Source organism: Pseudomonas sp. P7779 (genome assembly GCF_013386315.1).
Classification (GTDB): domain Bacteria; phylum Pseudomonadota; class Gammaproteobacteria; order Pseudomonadales; family Pseudomonadaceae; genus Aquipseudomonas.
Genome location: NZ_JACARZ010000013.1, coordinates 85,574 through 104,346, shown reverse-complemented (window position 1 = coordinate 104,346; position 18,773 = coordinate 85,574). Strand labels below are relative to the sequence as shown.

General features: G+C 61.7%; 16 protein-coding genes. 10 read left to right on the top strand and 6 right to left on the bottom strand.

Annotation, left to right across the window (positions count from 1 at the left end):
- Window positions 1-116: 116 nt before the first annotated feature.
- Entirely contained in the window at window positions 117-3,479 is a 3,363-nt protein-coding gene (locus HX869_RS04535; RefSeq protein ID WP_256736747.1) for a membrane-targeted effector domain-containing toxin, read from the top strand.
- Window positions 3,480-3,526: 47 nt separating this feature from the next.
- Here HX869_RS04535 and HX869_RS04530 read toward each other — a convergent pair whose 3' ends face one another.
- Genes HX869_RS04530 through HX869_RS04510 form a run of 5 tightly spaced genes read right to left on the bottom strand, consistent with a single transcriptional unit; the run spans window position 3,527 to window position 7,954 of the window.
- Window positions 3,527-4,279: an ABC transporter permease gene (locus HX869_RS04530; protein ID WP_172834573.1), complete on the bottom strand. Its 753-nt coding sequence runs from the start codon at window positions 4,277-4,279 to the stop codon at window positions 3,527-3,529.
- 14 nt (window positions 4,280-4,293) lie between these two features.
- Window positions 4,294-5,493 carry an ABC transporter substrate-binding protein gene (locus HX869_RS04525; protein WP_010171568.1) on the bottom strand — a complete coding sequence of 400 codons (1,200 nt, stop codon included), beginning with the start codon at window positions 5,491-5,493 and terminating at the stop codon, window positions 4,294-4,296.
- Entirely contained in the window at window positions 5,480-6,283 is an 804-nt protein-coding gene (locus HX869_RS04520; RefSeq protein ID WP_003207565.1) for an ABC transporter ATP-binding protein, read from the bottom strand. Before HX869_RS04520 ends, HX869_RS04525 begins: the two co-directional genes overlap by 14 nt.
- Complete coding sequence (locus HX869_RS04515; RefSeq protein WP_003207563.1) at window positions 6,280-7,341, bottom strand: acyl-CoA dehydrogenase family protein; 1,062 nt, start codon at window positions 7,339-7,341, stop codon at window positions 6,280-6,282. The genes HX869_RS04520 and HX869_RS04515 overlap by 4 nt, the downstream gene beginning before the upstream one ends.
- A 52-nt stretch (window positions 7,342-7,393) precedes the next feature.
- The gene (locus HX869_RS04510; RefSeq protein WP_178902796.1) at window positions 7,394-7,954 is read right to left on the bottom strand and encodes a carboxymuconolactone decarboxylase family protein; all 561 of its coding nucleotides are present in this window, start codon (window positions 7,952-7,954) and stop codon (window positions 7,394-7,396) included.
- A gap of 102 nt (window positions 7,955-8,056) precedes the next feature.
- Here HX869_RS04510 and HX869_RS04505 point away from each other — a divergent pair, with 102 nt between their 5' ends.
- On the top strand, window positions 8,057-8,962 hold the full coding sequence (locus HX869_RS04505; protein ID WP_178902795.1) for an AraC family transcriptional regulator: 906 nt from the start codon (window positions 8,057-8,059) through the stop codon (window positions 8,960-8,962).
- Here HX869_RS04505 and HX869_RS04500 read toward each other — a convergent pair.
- Window positions 8,953-9,870 (bottom strand): LysR family transcriptional regulator, encoded by a 918-nt coding sequence (locus HX869_RS04500; protein WP_102368898.1) that lies wholly within the window; start codon window positions 9,868-9,870, stop codon window positions 8,953-8,955. The genes HX869_RS04505 and HX869_RS04500 overlap by 10 nt on opposite strands.
- A 118-nt stretch (window positions 9,871-9,988) precedes the next feature.
- Between HX869_RS04500 and HX869_RS04495 the strand changes: the two genes are divergently transcribed.
- The 8 genes from HX869_RS04495 to glgA all read left to right on the top strand — a co-directional run bounded on the left by HX869_RS04495 (window position 9,989) and on the right by glgA (window position 18,764).
- Complete coding sequence (locus HX869_RS04495; protein ID WP_102605556.1) at window positions 9,989-10,984, top strand: aldo/keto reductase; 996 nt, start codon at window positions 9,989-9,991, stop codon at window positions 10,982-10,984.
- Window positions 10,985-11,149: 165 nt separating this feature from the next.
- Complete coding sequence (locus HX869_RS04490; RefSeq protein WP_102368896.1) at window positions 11,150-13,144, top strand: methyl-accepting chemotaxis protein; 1,995 nt, start codon at window positions 11,150-11,152, stop codon at window positions 13,142-13,144.
- Between the two features lie 81 nt (window positions 13,145-13,225).
- Window positions 13,226-13,681, top strand: coding sequence for an SRPBCC family protein (locus HX869_RS04485; RefSeq protein ID WP_003207553.1), 456 nt, complete (start codon window positions 13,226-13,228; stop codon window positions 13,679-13,681).
- 154 nt (window positions 13,682-13,835) lie between these two features.
- Window positions 13,836-14,282 carry a DUF411 domain-containing protein gene (locus HX869_RS04480; protein WP_003207550.1) on the top strand — a complete coding sequence of 149 codons (447 nt, stop codon included), beginning with the start codon at window positions 13,836-13,838 and terminating at the stop codon, window positions 14,280-14,282.
- A gap of 3 nt (window positions 14,283-14,285) precedes the next feature.
- A complete protein-coding gene (locus tag HX869_RS04475; protein ID WP_178902794.1) occupies window positions 14,286-14,717 on the top strand; it encodes a YqaA family protein in 432 nt (143 codons plus the stop codon).
- 55 nt (window positions 14,718-14,772) lie between these two features.
- Complete coding sequence (locus HX869_RS04470; RefSeq protein ID WP_003207547.1) at window positions 14,773-15,786, top strand: alpha/beta fold hydrolase; 1,014 nt, start codon at window positions 14,773-14,775, stop codon at window positions 15,784-15,786.
- 26 nt (window positions 15,787-15,812) lie between these two features.
- A complete protein-coding gene (locus tag HX869_RS04465; RefSeq protein WP_178902793.1) occupies window positions 15,813-16,766 on the top strand; it encodes a D-2-hydroxyacid dehydrogenase family protein in 954 nt (317 codons plus the stop codon).
- 438 nt (window positions 16,767-17,204) lie between these two features.
- On the top strand, window positions 17,205-18,764 hold the full coding sequence (gene glgA / locus HX869_RS04460) for a glycogen synthase GlgA (protein ID WP_087692372.1): 1,560 nt from the start codon (window positions 17,205-17,207) through the stop codon (window positions 18,762-18,764).
- The last annotated feature ends 9 nt before the right edge of the window (window positions 18,765-18,773 follow it).

Genomic DNA, 18,773 nt, shown 5'->3' with positions numbered 1-18,773 from the left:
CCCCTCCTCCGATACCACTCCCCGATATACCGTCATACCCCGATGAAATATTGCAAAGCGCAACGGACATTCCGGACCCCGCGGCTGACACACCGCCCCCCAATGGCCCGAAACCCTTGGAGACCGCGCTGGCTGACCGAAAAAACTGGCAGGCACTGGCGCAGCAGCTCACTCATGTCGCCACGTTGGCAGGACCGAACGCGCCGTTTCTGGTGGTGCGATCTGCGCTGGGAAGCACGCTGATGGACCTCGCGCCCAACTCTTCTTACCCCCCAAATAGTGCTAACGCCGTGAGTCTTGCAAACTTTCTCAAGGCTATGGGCCTGCCCGAGCCAACCACCCATGATGAGCTGCTGACCCTGGCGCGCACATCGCTGACACGTTCCCACCCCCATCCATGGGGAAATCTGGGCGGCGCCTTGTCCTGGCCCCTGCCCTTGAGCACACCTCAGCAGAACGAACTGCTCACCGCCGCCAGAGAACATGCCGCTGGCGCTCCGGATGTTCAGCAAGCAAGCCAGCAGCGGGGGCTCCTGGAGTTTCTGAACGGTAACCTGCCGCTCTCCAGCGACGCCTCGAGCGATCCGGCCAAAACGCTGGAAGCCCTCATCCGTTCCCCCCGAGGCCAGGCGCTGGGAGAGGCCTTGCAGACCAACCTGGAGAGCATTCCGACTGATAGCAGTGTGAATGATCACGTACTGGCGGCCATCAACCTCGATCTGGATCAGGAATCCATCACCCAACCGCATCGCAACAAAGTGGCCGGATTCGACCTGTCACATAAACAATATTGGGGCAAACCCACCTCGGCGATCGTCGCCGGCCTGCGCGAGCACTTGAGTGATACCGGCAAAACCTCACCTGCCAACGCCTCGCTGGGTACGCATCTGCTGTTGATGCGGGCGGCACCGCAGTTGCTGATCAAGGATATTCCCGACAGCGTGGTCCACGGCAGCCTGGCCTGGGCCAACCTGTGCATCGCGGCGGCCGCCATCGAAGCCAGGTCCCCTGGCAGCGTAGCGAACATGAGTTTTGCCGAAGTGATGATCGCCGCCGACTCAAGTGGGCCCGCGCCCGAAGCTGCCCAAACTGCGGCATTGTTGGACTGGGCCGTGGTCAATGGGGTGCTTGAGGCGAAAGACGACACGCTTTACGAAAAACCAGACATTGATACCGCCATGGACGCGTTCAACTATCAATTGGGCAAGCTGAAACACGCCTCCGGCTTGCTTGACACCCCGATGCCCAGCCGCAAGCAGATAGCGCTGGACCTGCTCAAGGAAAAATTTGGCGAAGGCGTCCCCTTTGAAGAGAAGGTGTTGCTCAAGCCCAACAAAACCGCCAACAAGACGATCTCCACTCGCGGCCCTTATTCCATGCTGGACCTGACCATGCAAGGCGAGAAAATAACGGCATCAGACTGGGAGCTCAAACCTGGGACGCATGGCGTCGATCTTGATGCCTTCGCCGCCTTTACCCATGGCCCCGGCTTTAAAGTCCCCGACACCTTTGACAAAGCCATTAGCCAGACCATAAGCGACTATAAAACCGTCAAGAAATATTCCATCTTGAATGCCCTCGCCAACCTTCCACCGGAGGACAAAGAAAACTTGCGGTTAGGAAAGCTGAACTTCTACAAAGAAAAATCCTACAGAGTCAGCTGGACACCATTCGCGGGAGAAACCCTCTTCCATACAAGCAAAAAAATACTCGTCACCACAAAACACCAGAACAAGCCGTCCACCTATGAGTTCGATACCGAAAAAGGCAGCATCAGGAAAGTCAGCAACGCAATTATCACTCGCCAGGACCAGAAGATCGCCAACGAAGTAACCCGAATAGAAGAGTTCTCCACCTTCGATGCCAAGCGCGACTATATAAAGCAAGAGAACCCGCTCGAGGGATCCAATCCCAACCTGTTCAGGAATTTCCGGGCGGAGTACCTTGCGGATTCAATCGTCGAGGGGCTCGATCTGGAAACCTTCAGGCAACAAGCGGCCGGAAGTACGCCGGATGAGCATAGAAGGACGGTCGCCAGCACCATCGGCAACTTTTTTCTCGACCTTGTTCCGCTCAGGTCGGCCATCGTCAACTTCAGTAATGGCAACTTTAAAGATGGGTTCTCTGACCTGGCATTTGATGCGTTCGGCTTTCTCACGGCAGGTGCAGGCGTCGCCGCGAAGGTCGGAAAAACCCTGAGCACTGCCAGCAGCGCGGCCAGCAAAGCCCTCAAGCTGAGCAAGATTTTCGGGGTTACCGCACTCTCGGAACTCAATCCGCTGAGCGGACTTGGCGACCTGGTAGTCGGCGCGGGAAAACTCGCCATCGACGGCGCAAACGCAGCCACCCAGGGCTTGAAAACGCTCAAGGGTACAGCGAGCAACAGCGAGCTTGCCGCCGCCGGCACTCGATATGACGCAGCCGCTACCGGCTCATTCCAGATGGGCGAGCAGACGGTCGAGGGCAGCGCGGTGCAGATCAAGGGCAAGTGGTACGCTTTCGACGCACAAACGCACCAGCCGTACGGCAGCCCCCTGCAAGCGTTCAGTAGCGCTGATACGCTGGAGCCCTCCCCCAACGCCTATGCCGCTTCGAGCAAGAGCACTCACCGGTTTAACCCGATAAACACCGTCAACCGCCCACCTCGAATCAGGAAGCCGTTACCCGAGGGCCAATACGTGGAAAGTTTGAAAGGAAGGCTCGAAGTCGACCATTTCAAGCTCGACACCCGCCAGGCAACGCTGGATAAGTTTCGGGTGGAAATGGAGGACTATTATGAGGCGATCAAGGATGGAGGCCTTCCGCCGCGCCCTACAATCCCCGATATCCCCGTACCGGTCCCCGCAGCCGATCTGATCACGGAGGCATTGAAAGCATCAAACGGCGTGGTGTTTGGAGAGTCTCACTCGCAAATGGCCAGCTTTAAAATGCTGTTCGACAACGTCGATACGCTAAAAAGCCAGGGTGTCAAAAAAGTCTATTTCGAAGGGTATATCGACTACATCGGTGGCCCCGTTGATGATGGAATCGGAATGCTCGGAAACAGCAACACTCGCCGCACGAATCCAACACTGGAGCAACTCAAGAAAAAATTTGAAGACAATGGAATAGAGCTTTTACCCCTCGATCACTATTACCTGACGCGACATAGACACGACAAATCCCGTGATCGCACCCGCACTGGCGTCAACTCTGAAAAGCGGCTCAAGGAGTTCAACTACTACGCTGCGGAAACCATCCAGGCAAACTCCGGCACCGAAAAGTGGGTCGCGTTAGTGGGAAGCGCGCACATGAACACCTCCGAAGGTGTTCCGGGCTTGGCGGAACTGACGGAAAGCATCGGCATCGGGGTTTTTGACAACCGGAACATGACCCACAGCAGCATCGGGCTTAAAGCAAAAAACCCTGCGCCAGACCCGAACCGGCCATTACAGCCCAACGATATTCCAGGCGACCTGCGCATCTACGTGAAACCCTGAGCACATCGCAAAGGCCCGGAAAGCCTCCGAGCCTTTGCATGAGGTGTTCACCCTCCATGCACCCAGCGCTGATGCAACCAGCGCGCAAACGCATCCAGGGCAAACCCCAACAAGCCGATCAGCAGCACCATCGCCATCAGCTCCGAGTAGGCCAGCCGGTCGCGAGTGTCGAGGATGTAATAACCCAGCCCGGCACTGACCCCGAGCATCTCGCACGGCACCAGCACGATCCACAGGATCCCGATGGCCAGGCGCACGCCGGTCAGCACGTGCCCCATCACCCCGGGAATAATCACCCGGCGCAAGGTTTCCCAGCGCGTGGCGCTCAGGCTCTTGCTCAGTTGCAACCAGCGCGGATCGAGCTGACGCACACCCGCCGCCGTATTCAGCAGAATCGGCCACACCGCTGCGAACGCCAGCAGGAAGTAGATCGGCTGGTCGCCCACGCCCATCAACATCACCACGATGGGCATCCACGACAGCGGCGAGATCATCCGCAGAAACTGGAACGCCGGCGTGGTTGCCGCCTCCAGCTTGCGCGAACTGCCCACCAGCAAGCCCAGCGGTACACCAATCAGCAATGCCAGGAACAGCCCGACGAAGATCCGCTTGAGGCTCACGGCGATGTTCAGGTACAGCTCGCTGCGGCCCAGCAACTCCCACAGGCTGGCGAGGGTCGCCGACAGCGAAAACCGCGCAGACAAACCGTCCGCGCTGCCAAAGACCTTCACCCCCAGCCACCAGAGCAACAACAACCCCGCCAAACCGCTCAAGCCAAGCAACCAGCCCGGCAACCCCAAGGTTTTGCCGTTGTTCAAACGCCAATCTCCTCGTTTCGCTCAAAGCCCTCAGGCAAGCCGAAGGTCTTCATGCCGCCCACCGCCGCGATCGCATTGCGCACGAAGCGGTCGTCCACCAGGTCCTTGGCGACAAACGCCGGATCCAGGTCGGCGAGGAATTTCTTGTCGCCCTCGATCAGCGTGTCTTTCAGGCGGCGTACCAGTTCCTCGGTGTAGCTGGGGAATGGATACGGCTGGAAGTCGATGCGGTGCTCGTCCCAGTTGGCGTGCTGGATCGCGCCGTCAGCCAGGTACGCCGCACGGTCGCTGGCAGCCGGCGCCAGGACTTTGCGCAGCACTGGTTCGGCATGCGGGGTGTAGCGGTTCTCGCCGTCCTTGGACAGCAGCTTCACCGCCTCTTCACGGTTGTCGCGGGTCCAGACCTGGGCCTTGACGATCGCATTCACCACCTTCTGCGACCATTCCGGGCGGTTGGTCAGGTCGTGCTCGTGCATGAACACCACGCAGCACGCATGGTTGCGCCACACATCGCCGGTAAAGCGCTGTACGCGGCCCACGTTGAGGTTTTCCGCCAGGGCGTTGAACGGCTCGGCGACGATGTAGCCGTCGATGCGCTTGCTGGCCAGGGCCGGCGGCATGTCCGAGGGCGGCAACACGATCAGGTTGACCTCGTTGGCGGCAATCGCACTCCCGGCGGCGCGGGCCACCGGGGTCAGGCCGTTGTCGCGGAACAGCTGCTGCACCACCACGTTGTGAATCGAGTACCAGAACGGAATCGCCACCGACTTGCCGCCCAGTTGCTTCACGTCGGTAATGCCCGGCGACACGGTCAAGCCCGAGCCACCCACATGGTTCCAGGCCACGACCTTGGCCGGGACCTTGCTGCCATACCGCGCCCATACGGTCATCGGCGACAGCAGGTGAATCACGTTGACCTGCCCGGAAATGAACGCCTCGATCACCTGGGCCCAACTGCGCAGCAGCACCGGGCGCTCGGCCTTGATGCCTTCGGCCTCGAACAGGCCATTGTTGTGGGCCACCAGCAACGGCGTGGCGTCGGTGATCGGCAAATAGCCGATGCGTACCGGTGCGTCCGGCTCACTGGCCGCCCGGGCCTGCAAGCTGCTCAGCAATGGCAAGGCTCCGGCGGCACTGAGCACGGCCGAGAGTTTGAGAAAGTCACGGCGCGAGTGAGTGAGGTCATCCAGACACATGGCAAGGCTCCAGCAGTTCAGGGGGTTGGGGGTCAGTGCGGCTCGCCCGCCGTAGGGTTTTGAGAATTTCGATGCGCAGGGTGCCGATGGCTTCCACCTGTTCTTCCCGCGGTTGCGGCAAGTCGATGCGCCATTCGCCGAGGGTCCGCGCCGGGCGGTTACCCAGTAGCAGAATCCGGTCGGACAACAGCAGCGCTTCGTCGATATCGTGGGTGATCAGCACCGCCGCCGAACCTTGCTCGCGATTGACCTTGAGCAGCAGGTGCTGCATGTCGGCACGGGTCACTTCATCCAGGGCACCGAAGGGCTCGTCCAGCAGCAATACCTGCGGCTGGCGGGCCAGGCAACGGGCCAGCGCCGTGCGCTGGGCCATGCCGCCGGACAGCGCCGCCGGGAATTGCTGGCGGGCGTGTTCCAGGCCTACGGCGTGGATCGCATGGTCGACGCGGCTGCGACGTTCTTCAGGGCTGAGGTGCGGCTGGCGGGCAAAGTCCAGGCCGAAGGCGACGTTCTTTTCCAGGCTCAGCCACGGCAGCAGGCTGGGGTCCTGGAACGCCACCGCCACCCGCGGGTGCGGGCCATTCAACGGCTCGCCCAACAGGCGGATGCTGCCGCCCTGGGGCGCTTGCAAACCGGCGAGCACCCGCAGCAGGCTGGACTTGCCAACGCCGCTGGGGCCGAGGATCGACACCACTTCGCCGGGCTGCAATTGCAGGTCGAAACCTTCCAGCACCGAGTTGCCCGCATAGCCCAGGCAAATTCCCTGGGCGTGCAATACCGCCTGGCTCATAGATTGGCCTGACGGTTCAACTCGGTGCGCAACTGCACCAGGCTCGGGGTCACGATCGGCACAAACGCCGACTCGCGCCAGCGCCGGGCAAAACCGCTGCCGTGGGCCGTCAGGTAGGCCTTGCCGCCGCTGGCTTGCAGCTCCAGTTGCACAGCGCTGGCAGCGATTTCCGCGAGGGCGATGCGCAGGCGGAACAACGGTACCGGCTCGGTGCCGAAGCGGCCGGCCAGCAGGCCTTTCTTCAGGTCGTTGACCGCCTGTTCCAGGGAGGTACGCAACACTTCCAGCTCTTCACGCAATACGGTGCGGCTGGAGCCCAGGTGATTGGCCACTTCCGCCAGCGAGCGCCGCGCCAGGCCGATGGACATGCCGCATTGCAGGCCGAGAAACGCCGGGCGCACGGCCGGCAGGAACTTGCGCGCATCCTCATGCAGCAACCAGTCGCGGCTCAGCTCCACGGCTTCAAAGCCGAGGGCCGCGGTATTGCTGGATTGCAGGCCCAGCAGTTCCAGGTCGCGGGAACGTTGCAGGCCGGACACCGAGTCCGGGATCGCCAGGATAAACGGCGCGCCGCCCTGGGCATGCTCGATGGCGGCGGCCACCACAAACCCGTTCTTGCGCAGATTGGTCACCCAGTGCAGGCGGCCATTGAGGTTCCAGCCGTCGTCGGTCGGCTCGGCGCTGATTTGCAGCGACTCGATGCCAGACAAAAACTTCATCGCGTTGGACAGCCCGGTCGCCCCGGCCAGCTTGCCGCTCAGCAGGTCCGGCAGCAGTTGCTCGCGCAGGCGCTGGTTCGGGCTTTGCAGCAAGTATTCGATAAACGAGCGTTGGCCCCAGCACACAAACGCCGACGCCAGGGAATGGCTCGCCACATCGGCGATAGCTTCCACCGCGCCGGTGACATCGCCGCCCAGGCCACCGAGGTCCTTGGGCACACCGATACGTAATACATTGGCCTCTGCCAGCCGTGGCAGCACTTCCTGCGGATCGCAACTGCCCACATCCAGGGCCTGCGCTTGAACATCGAGCCAACGGCTCAAGATTGGGTCAAGCATTCATGTTTCTCCTTGTTGCAGCATGTTTACCATCGCGAACGCTTGCGCGCCTTCAGCTAGCCGGTTTTTCCCAACGGTATTGCGCCAGTTCCGGATTCAACGGGGTACGGGCAAACACGTTGGCGAAGTTGCACAGGGTGGCCAGGCTCACACCCAGAATAACCTCAAGGGCATGACCGTCGGTGTAGCCTGCCTCACGGAACGCGGTGTAGCCGGCGTCGCTGACATCACCGCGGGTGGCGATCACTTCACGGGTGAACGCTGCCAGTGTCTCATAACGCTCGTTGGGCAGTTCACCGCGCTGGCGCAGGGCGTCGATCACGTCTTGCGGCAGCTTGGCCTTGTTGCGCGCTACGGCAGTGTGCCCGGCGACGCAGAAATCGCAACCGTGGTTGGTGGCGGCAATCAGTTGCACCACTTCGCGGTCGGCCAGGCTCAGGTCAGACTTGGCGTTCAGGCCCGACACGGTGATGTAGGTTTCCAGGGCTGCCGGGGCGTTGGCCAGCACCGCCAACAGATTGGGGATGAACCCGGAACCCTTCAGGGCATTTTCCAGAAAGGGCTTGGCCGCCTCAGGAGCGGTTTCCAGGGTTAGCATCGGTACGCGGGACATGGAGTGGTCTCCTCATGGATTCGTGTACCAAGTCTGTTGGTTATAAAAAATCCGCTCAATAGTCTAAAGTAGCGATTACTTGCTCTAGAGTCTTTCCGTTAGATGAATTCGTCCAGTTCACTCGTCGATTGGTTATTAGATAGCCTTGAACTCAACACCAGCCTGTTTCACGTCGGGCGTTACTGCGGCGACTGGCACGCCAGCACCCATGGCCTGGCAAGCGCGAGTTTTCATCTGGTGGTGCAAGGGCAGTGCTGGATGCACATCGACGGCGACTCGACCCCTTACCCATTGAACAACGGCGATGCAGTCTTCCTGCTGCGAGACCTGGCGTACCGCTTGTCCAGCGATGGCACCGCCACTGGCGCCCAGGAATGCCCGCGCAAACCGATGCTGCCACTGGACAGCCAGGCCAGTGACGGCGTGGGCCTGGTGTGCGGGTTCTTTCACTTCCAGTCCGGGCTGTCGGCGATGATTGTCGACACCCTGCCCGCCTGGATCATCCTGCGGGCCGGTGACCCATCGCTGACCGCCGCGCGCAACCTGTTCGAACTGATCCTGCAGGAATGCGAGCGCACGCCGGCGCCCTCGCCCGCCCTGCTGGAGCGCCTGTGCCACCTGCTGTTCCTGTATGTGCTGCGCCAACAGGTGCTGGACAACACCGACCTCGGCGGCCTGGCGGCGCTGGCTCGGCAACCGGCATTTGCCAACCTGCTGGAGCAGTTGATCGCGCGCCCGGCCGTGCCCTGGACCCTGGAAAGCATGGCCGCCTGCACCGGCCTGTCGCGCTCGGCGTTCTTCAAGCGCTTCAATGAACTGTGCGGGCAGTCGCCGGGGCAAGTGCTGCTGATGATGCGTGTGCGCCACGCCTGCCAACTGTTCAAGCAGGACCAGACCGTAGCGGACGTGTCCCTCGCCGTGGGTTATCAATCGGTGGCAGCATTTACCCGGGCCTTCCATAAGGTCACCGGCTTCCAGCCCGGCGCCTACCGCAAGGCTCAAGGTTGACGCTGCAACCCATTGCCCGGCCGGGCACACAACTCCACCAGCCAATCGACAAACACCCGCACCCGTTGCGACAGCTGGCGATGCGGCGGGTACAGCGCCGTCAGCGGTAACCTGGGCGGCGGCTGATGCGCCAGCACCTCCACCAGCGTGCCCGCTTCCAACTGGCGAACGGCGTGGTAGTACGGCGTCTGTACCAGGCCGTAACCTGCCTCACAGGCCGCCAGGTAACCATCGGCACTGTTGACCGCCACTTGCTTGGGCAGGTCGACCAAGCGGATGTCGCTGCCGATCTGAAACTCCAGGCCATAGCGTTTGCCGCTGGTGCTGGAGAAATACTCCACCACTTGATGGCCGGCCAACTCATCCAGCGTCGATGGCACGCCGAACTGCTGCAAGTAGCCGGGGCTGGCGCAGGTCACCTGATCCATCATCGCCAGCGGCCGGGCCACCAGCGACTCGTCCAGCGCCAGGCCGCCGCGCAACACGCAATCCACGCCTTCGCGGATCAGGTCCACCGGGCGGTCATTGAGGCCGATTTCCAGATCGATCTGCGGGTAACGCGTGGTGAACTCGGGCATTGCCGGAATTACCAGGAAGCGCCCGATCCCCGACGGCATATCAATGCGCAACGTGCCGCGCGGGTTGCGCCGGCTGGTGGAGAACACCGCCTCGGTTTCCTCAAGGTCCGCCAACAGGCTCACGCAACGCTGGTAGTAAGCGGCGCCGTCCAGGGTCGGGCTGACCTGGCGTGTGGTGCGCTGCAACAGTTGCACCCCCAGGTGCGCCTCCAGTTGCTTGATCAGGATGGTCACCGAGGCACGCGGCAGTTGCAGGCTGTCAGCCGCCTTGGCAAACCCGCCCAGTTCGACAATCCGCACGAACACTCGCATCGCATTAAAACGGTCCACGGGCCGGTTTCCTTCAGGGATTATTTAGAATTTCATAATAGTGATAGCGGTTTTAGCCGGTTTATCCCGCTTTTGTCGAGGGCAACAATGGAGGCCTTCCCACACAGGAGCTGGACCCATGCACACACGTCAACTCGGTAAAAATGGTCCCCAGGTGTCCGCCATCGGCCTCGGCTGCATGGGCATGACCGATTTCTACACCACCGGCACCGATACCACCGAAGCCATCGCCACTCTGCACCGCGCCCTGGAACTGGGGATCAACCTGCTGGACACCGCCGACATGTACGGCCCCCATACCAACGAAGAACTGATTGGCAAGGCCATCGCCGGCAAGCGCGACCAGGTGTTCCTCGCCAGCAAGTTCGGCATCGTGCGCGACCCGGCGAACCCGGCACTGCGTGGCGTCAACGGCCGCCCGGAATACATTCGCGAGGCCATCGACGGCACCTTGAAGCGCCTGGGCGTGGAAACCCTGGACCTGTATTACCAGCACCGCATCGACCCCGAAGTGGCGATTGAAGAAACCGTTGGCGCCATGGCCGAACTGGTCAAGCAAGGCAAGGTGCGTTACCTGGGCTTGAGTGAAGCGTCGGCGGCCACCCTGGAGCGCGCCCATAAAGTGCATCCCATCAGCGCCCTGCAAAGCGAATATTCGCTATGGAGCCGCGACCAGGAAGACAACGGTTGCCTCGCGGCCTGCCAACGCCTGGGAATCGCGTTTGTGCCCTACAGCCCACTGGGCCGCGGCTTCCTGACCGGCGCGCTGAAAAGCCCGGATGACTTTGCGGCGGATGACTATCGCCGGTTCAGCCCGCGTTTCCAGGGTGAAAACTTTGCGAAGAACCTGCTGCTGGTGAAACAGGTACAAGCCCTGGCTGCCGACAAGGGCGTGACCGCCGGGCAACTGGCGTTGGCCTGGGTGCTGGCGCAAGGGGATTACCTGATCCCGATCCCGGGGACCAAGCAACGCAAGTACCTGGAAGAGAACGTCGCGGCACTGGAGGTCAAGCTCAGCCCGACCGAGTTGGCGGCGCTGGAGGCCATATTCCCGGCCAACGCCACAGCCGGGCTGCGCTACCCGGAAGCGGTCATGCAGATGCTGGACAAATAATCCTGCCACGCCGGATCGGGGCTGGTTCGCCAGCTCCGCCCCTTAAATCCCTGCCCTGGGTTTTCTTGCACGATAGTGCCTCAAGCTCGCCCGTCCCAAGCCGATAGCCCTTCGAAGCTCTAACAAAGCCGCGTCGCACAATAAACGCTTCGTAAGGACGACCCCATGCCCTCATTGCGCTCTATCCAAGCCCGCTACACCCTGTTCCTGGTGCTGTTCGTCCTGTTGTTATTCGTCTTGACGGTGGTGGGCATCGGACAGTTGGTGGCCCCCAAGCTGCGCCACACCGAAGAACAGGTGGCCCTCAATCGCATTGCCGAAGTGGCCGAGCAGATCCAGGGCGAACTGAACAAGGTTCAGGCCCAGCAACGCAGCATCACCCAAACCATCCCGCTGCTGGACAGCGACGCCATCGACAAGGTGCTGCCAGGCCTGGTGGACCAGTACGGCGAATTGAAAGTGTTTGGCGGCGGCATCTGGCCCCTGCCCAACCAACGCACCCCGGGACGCAACAAGCACAGCACCTTCTGGCACCGCGATGCCTCGGGCAAGCTGGCGGTGAACACCTTCTGGAACAGCGACGCGGCCCCCAACTACTACGACCAGAGCTGGTACAAGGGCGGCCTCGCTTCGCCCCGCGGCCAGTGCGCCTGGGCGGCGGCCTACAAGGATGACGCCAGCCAGGAGCCACGCACCAACTGCGCGATGGCGATCCAGCGTGACGGCGCAGCCTATGGCGTCGCCACCATCGACGTGACCCTGGGCTTCTTCAACGACCTGGTGGCCAGCAAGGAAAAAGACCTCGGCGGGCAAATGCTGATCGTCGAAGGCGACGGCAAGATCATCAGCAACAGCACGCGCATCAGCGGCCCCGTGGTGTTGAAGAACATCAGCGAATTGGTCGGCACCTCGGCCTTTGCCGCCCAGGTCAGCGCCGGCCTGGCTCATCGTGATCAAACCCTGCAACGCAGCGAGTTCGACAACCAGGGCGTGGCCAGCACGTTCTTCATGCGCCCGATCGAAGGCACCCCGTGGTTCCTCGCCACTGCGCTGCCGACCTCGCTGATCACCGCCCAACGTGATGACGTACTGGGCACGTTGGCGATGCTGCAAATCCCGATGATCCTGCTGTTGGTGCTGTTGGCGGTGTACGCCATCCGCCAGCTGGTGCACCGGATGACCGCGCTGAAGACCAATATCGACGCACTGTCCAACGGCGATGCCGACCTGACCCGGCGCATCACCATTCGCGCCGAGGATGAACTGGGGGCGATTGGCCATTCGGTGAACCGCTTTATCGTCTACCTGCAAAACATGATTGGAGAAGTGACCCTGGCCACCGGCGCCATGTCGTCGAGCCTGGCGCAATTGCAGCAGACGTCGGCCCAGACCAACCAGATCCTGGTCCGCCATGCCTCGGAAACCGACCAGACCGTCACGGCCATCACCGAGATGAGTTCCACCGCCGACACCGTGGCCGAGAACGCCGCCGAAACGGCTGCGTTCACCCAGCGCGCCAACGAGCACGCCGACCGTTCGCGGGTGGTGGTCGGCGAAGCTTCCCGCAGCGTCAGCGCGTTGATCGGCGAGGTCTCCAGCGCCACCCACACCGTGGAAAACATGCGCCAGGATGCCGCCCGCATCACCGAAACCCTCGGCGTGATCGGCGCCATCGCGGGCCAGACCAACCTGCTGGCACTCAACGCGGCCATCGAAGCCGCCCGGGCCGGCGAACAAGGCCGGGGTTTTGCGGTGGTGGCCGACGAAGTCCGCGCCCTCGCCGCCCGCACCCAGGCCAGCACCTCGCAGATCAATGAGATGCTGGCGCGCCTGACCACGGGCGTGAGTTCCTCGGTGACGGCCATGGAAGCCACCCAGGCCAGCTGCCAGTCTGCGGCTGACGCCACGGCCCGGGTGAACACGGGATTGGACGAGATGGCCGGCTCCGTCAGCCATATCAACAACCTCAGCACCCAGATCGCCACCGCCGCCGAACAGCAAAGCGCAGTGACCGAGGAAATCAACCGCAGCATGGTGCACATCCGCCACATGGTCGAAGAGCTGGTGCAAAGCGGCCACGCCACGGAGCACAACACCCAGAGCCTGCTGGATGCCAATGGCCGGGTTATTGCATTGATGGGTCGCTTCAAGGTGCGTTGAAAAAATAGCCTGAAAGCTCCCGTGCAATGCGCGGGAGCCGGACTATTCTGACAGTTCGCTCCGCCACACAGGAGGTGTGTCATGCACGCAGTTGAGCACCCGATCCGTCTGGAGCGGATCAGTCAGGAACGCTATATACAAGCCTCTATCGACGATGTTTACGACTACGTTACCCAACCGGATCGCTGGCATGAATGGCATCCGACATCCCTGGGCGCCGACACCGGTATCGCCGGCTCATTGCCTGCCGGTCATCGTTTCACTGAAACCATCGACCTGCTGGGTGTGCGGGTTCCCATGAGCTATCGCGTGCAGATTGCGCAGCGACCGCGGGAGTTCAAGACCGCGTTCACCTCATTGGCGGTAGATGGCTGTATTCATTATCTGCTGCAAGTACAGGGCAACGGCACGCTGTTCAAGCGCATCCTCACCTATGAAACCGAACTGCAACTGACCACCCTGCATGAGCGCATGATCGCACTGTCCAACCAGGCCCTTGATCAGCTCAAGCAGCGCCTGGAATCCCCGCCAGCCTGACAAAACCGTCATATCCCTCTCAGTTTTCCGACAGCACCAGGCGGTTATTCTGGTGCTGTCGGTTTTTCGTAAAACCTCGTAACACTCCCGGGAAACCCTTTTCCAAAAAGCAGGGAGAATGCCCCGCTGTTGCCCTTTATCCGACGAGATGACGATGAAAACCACCCTGCGACTGGCCGCACTGTCGGCCCTGCTCATGAGCACCCTGGCCCAGGCTGCCGAGCTGATCCCGATTGACGTGCACCGTGATGCCAACTGCGGTTGCTGCAAAAAGTGGATTGCCCACCTGGAAAGCAACGGGTTCAAGGTCAACGACCATGTGGAAAGCAACATGAGCGAGGTCAAGCAGCGCCTGGGCGTGGCGCCACGCCTGGCGTCTTGCCATACCGGCGTGATCGACGGCAAGTTCGTCGAAGGCCATGTGCCAGCCGACCAGGTCTTGGCCCTGCGCAAGCGCGACGACTTGCTGGGCATTGCAGCACCGGGCATGCCCATGGGCTCGCCAGGCATGGAGATGGACGGCAGCAGCGATGCCTATCAGGTCATCGGCCTGACTCGCGATGGCAAAGACGTGGTAGTGGCTGACTATCCGGCACGCTGATTGATGCTTGCCGGTTACCTGGGACTGTTTTTCGCCGCCTTCGGCGCCGCCACGCTGTTGCCGATGCAATCGGAGGCGGTGCTGGTGGGGCTGTTGATCAGCGGGCACTACAGCCTGTGGCTGCTGCTCGGGGTTGCAACGGCCGGCAACGTAGTGGGCTCGGTGGTGAACTGGCTGCTGGGCCGCTCGGTCGAGCGCTTCAAGGATCGACGCTGGTTTCCGGTCAGCCCCAGGCACCTGGAAAAGGCCCGTACCCATTACCAGCGCTGGGGCCATTGGTCGTTGCTGCTCAGTTGGGTGCCGATCATTGGTGACCCGCTGACCCTGGTGGCCGGGGTCATGCGCGAACCGTTCTGGCGGTTCCTGGTGCTGGTGACCCTGGCCAAAGGGGCGCGCTACGGGGGACTGGCCATGCTCACCCTGCACTGGATTTAATCTCCCGTTAATCCCCTCGCCACAGCATCCGGGCACTGTTCCCGGAGCTCTAACCATGTCCAAGATCCGCTCTCTGTGCGTCGCCAGCCTGTTGCTCGGCAGCGCCCTGCCCGCCTTCGCCGCCGAAGAAGGTCCGACCTACGGCCCCGAGCTGCAAGGCTTCAAATACCCGTACCCGGTAGAGCACTTCACCTTCCAGTCCCAGGGCAAATCCCTGCAGATGGGCTATATGGACGTACCGGCCAAGGGCAAGGCCAATGGGCGCAGCATCGTGCTGATGCACGGCAAGAACTTCTGCGGCGCCACCTGGGATGAATCGATCAAAGCCCTGAGCGACGCCGGTTACCGGGTGATCGCTCCCGACCAGATCGGTTTCTGCACCTCCAGCAAGCCGGACAATTACCAGTACAGCTTCCAGCAACTGGCGATCAACACCCATCAACTCCTGGAAAAACTCGGTATTCAGAAGGCTACCCTGCTCGGCCATTCCACTGGCGGCATGCTTGCCACACGCTACGCCCTGCTCTATCCGCAGCAAACCGAACAACTTGCACTGGTAAACCCGATTGGCCTGGAAGACTGGAAGGCCATCGGCGTGCCCTACCGCAGCGTTGACCAATGGTACGAGCGCGAGTTGAAACTGACCGCCGAAGGCATCCGCAAATACGAGCTCGACACCTACTACGTCGGCCGCTGGAAGCCTGAATACGACCGCTGGGTCGATATGCTCGCCGGCATGAACAAAGGCCCCGGCCACACCCAGGTGGCGTGGAACTCGGCGCTGATTTACGACATGATCTTCACCCAGCCGGTGTACTACGAGTTCAAGGACCTGCAGATGCCCACCCTGCTGCTGATCGGCACTTCCGACAACACCGCCATTGGCAAAGACCTGGCGCCACCGGCGGTCAAGGCGAAGCTCGGCAACTACGCGGTGCTGGGCAAGCAAGTGGCCAAGTTGATTCCCCACGCTACCCTGGTGGAGTTCCCGGGCCTGGGCCATGCACCGCAAATGGAAGAGCCGGCACAGTTTCACAAGGCACTGTTGCAAGGGCTGAACGCCCTTTAATCCAACCTTTTTCGAGGCATGCGTGAATGTCGGTACAGATCGCAGTGATTGATGATTGGCAGAATGTGGCCAGTGGCGTGGTGGACTGGTCAGTCCTGGCGTCGGTCGGCCAGGTGCACTTCCTCCACGATTACCCGGCGGACACCGCCACGCTGATCGAACGCTTGCAGGGCTTCGAGGTGATCTGCGTGATGCGCGAACGCACCACCTTCGACCAGGCTCTGTTGCAAGGCTTGCCCAGGCTCAAGTTGCTGGTGACCGGCGGCATGCGCAACGCCGCCATCGACATTCCTGCGGCCAAGGCCCTGGGTATCCAGGTAGGCGGCACTGACAGTTACAAGCACGCCGCCCCGGAACTGACCTGGGCACTGATCATGGCGTCCACCCGCAACCTGCTGGCCGAAGCCAATTCCCTGCGCGCCGGGGGTTGGCAAGTGGGCCTGGGCGGCGATTTGTACGGCAAGACCCTGGGGATTCTCGGGCTGGGCAGCATTGGCCAGAAGGTCGCCAAATTTGGCCAGGCTTTCGGCATGCGCGTAATTGTCTGGAGCGAAAACCTTACCCCAGAGCGCGCTGCCGAAAGCGGCGTGACCTGGGTCAGCAAGCGCGAGTTGTTTGAACAGGCGGACGTGTTGTCGATTCACCTGGTGCTCAGCGACCGCAGCCGCGGGCTGGTGGACGCCGAAGCGTTGGGCTGGATGAAACCTACGGCGCATTTGGTGAACACGGCACGCGGGCCGATTGTCGATGAGGCCGCCTTGATTGACGCCCTGGCCAATGGCCGGCTGGCGGGCGCGGCACTGGACGTGTACGCCCAGGAGCCGCTGCCAGCCGGGCATCCATTCCGCCAGTTGCCCAACGTATTGGCCACCCCTCATGTGGGGTACGTCAGCGAGCAGAACTACCGCCAGTTCTACCAGCAAATGATCGAAGACATCCAAGCCTGGTCCAAAGGAGTGCCCCTTCGCGCACTAAGCTAGTGCACACATTTCACCTCCCACTCCCCCCGTAGCAGCTGTCGAGCCCCAGCGAGGCTGCGTCGGGCGCACTGCCGATCCTGAACCGGAGCGCGCTCGACAGCTGCTACCGGGCTCATGAAAAAAATTTGTCCTACAAAAATACCCCACAGACCCCACAGGCTCTGGGATCTGTCCTAGACTCATGACCGATGGGTCCGATCCAAAACAAAAACCCCGCAAAAAATCGAAACTTTCCAACTCTGCCACAGGTCAGGTTTAAGGTAAGGCGAGTGCTGACGGTTCCCACCGAACGCCCGTCCATCCACTCTATTTAAGACTCCAGCACAACTGGCATAAGGCTTGCCAGTCTGTGTAGCGCTTGTGCGCCTGGCCGCAGGACGCGGTCAACCTTCGCTGATTGCCATATGCCATCAGCCGACCAGAACTCGGGAGAGAACTATGATCAGTGCCGCTGTAGATACTCAGGGAGAGCGTTTTAGTCAGCCGGTTGGCGGGCCGACCTCATTGGCCGACCTTCCCAACACGGTGCGGCCGGTCCCACGTGTGAACCCCAATCGCAAAAAAGTGCTGTTTGTCACTTCCGAACTGGCCGACCTGGTGAAAACCGGCGGCCTGGGCGACGTTTCCGCCGCACTGCCCCGCGCCATGGCGCACCTGCACGATGTGCGCGTGCTGATCCCCGGCTACCCGCAGGTGCTGGACAGCGACAACCCGATTCATATCATCGGTGAGCTGGGGGGCCACGCCGCGCTGCCACCGTGCAAGATCGGGCGCATGGACCTCAAGGACGGCTTGGTTATCTACGTGCTGATCTGCCCCGAGCTTTACGAGCGCGAAGGTACGCCCTACGGCGCCAACAACGGCCGCGACTGGCCCGACAACCATATCCGCTTCGCCCGCCTGGGCCTGGCCGCCGCCGATATTGCCGCCAACCTGGCGCAGATCCACTGGTGCCCGGACCTGGTGCACGCCCATGACTGGCCAGCAGGCCTGGCGCCAGCCTATATGCACTGGCGTGGGTCACGCACTCCAACGCTGTTCACCATTCATAACCTCGCCTACCAGGGCGTGGTCAGCCTCGCCTCGTGCCCGGAGCTGGGCATTCCCGAACACGCCTTGCAGCAAGAAGGCATGGAGTTCTACGGCAAGCTGTCATTCCTCAAGGCCGGCATGGCGTATTCCAGCCATATCACCACGGTCAGCGCCACCTACGCCCAGGAAATCACCACCCCCGAATTTGGCTGCGGTCTGGATGGCTTCCTCGCCAGCAAGACCCAGCAAGGCTTGCTCAGCGGCATTCCTAACGGCATTGATGAAAGCTGGGAGTCGTCCACCGACCCGCACCTGACCCACCCTTTCAACATTGGTGACTGGGAAGGCAAGGCACAGAACGCCGCCCATGTGCGCAACCTGTTTGGCTTGCACGACTCCACCGGCCCGCTGTTCGCCGTGGTATCGCGCCTGGTCTACCAGAAAGGCCTGGACCTGACCGAGGCGGTCGCCAGTTTCATCGTCGAAAATGGCGGCCAGATCGCGATCATCGGTCGCGGCGAGCCGGAAGAAGAACAAGCCATGCGTGCCCTGGCCCTGCGCTTTCCCGGCCAGATCGGCGTGCGCATCGGCTTCAACGAGACCGACGCGCGCCGCATGTTCGCCGGCAGCGACTTCCTGCTGATGCCGTCCCGTTATGAACCGTGCGGCCTGAGCCAGATGTATGCCCAGCGCTTCGGCTCGTTGCCGGTCGCTCGCAACACCGGCGGCCTGGCCGACACCATCGAGGATGGCGTCACCGGCTTCCTGTTCAACGAATCCACTGTCGAAAGCTACGAAGCGGCCCTGAGCCGCGCGTTCAAGGTCTTCGCCTTCCCAGGCTTGCTCAACGCCATGCGTTGCCGGGCTATGGCCGCACCGTTCAACTGGTGCCAGGCAGTGGAACCCTATGCCGAACTTTATGAGCAACTGGTAGCGAAAGCGCTGGGAAGATCGGGGAAACAGTAAAAAGAGGTC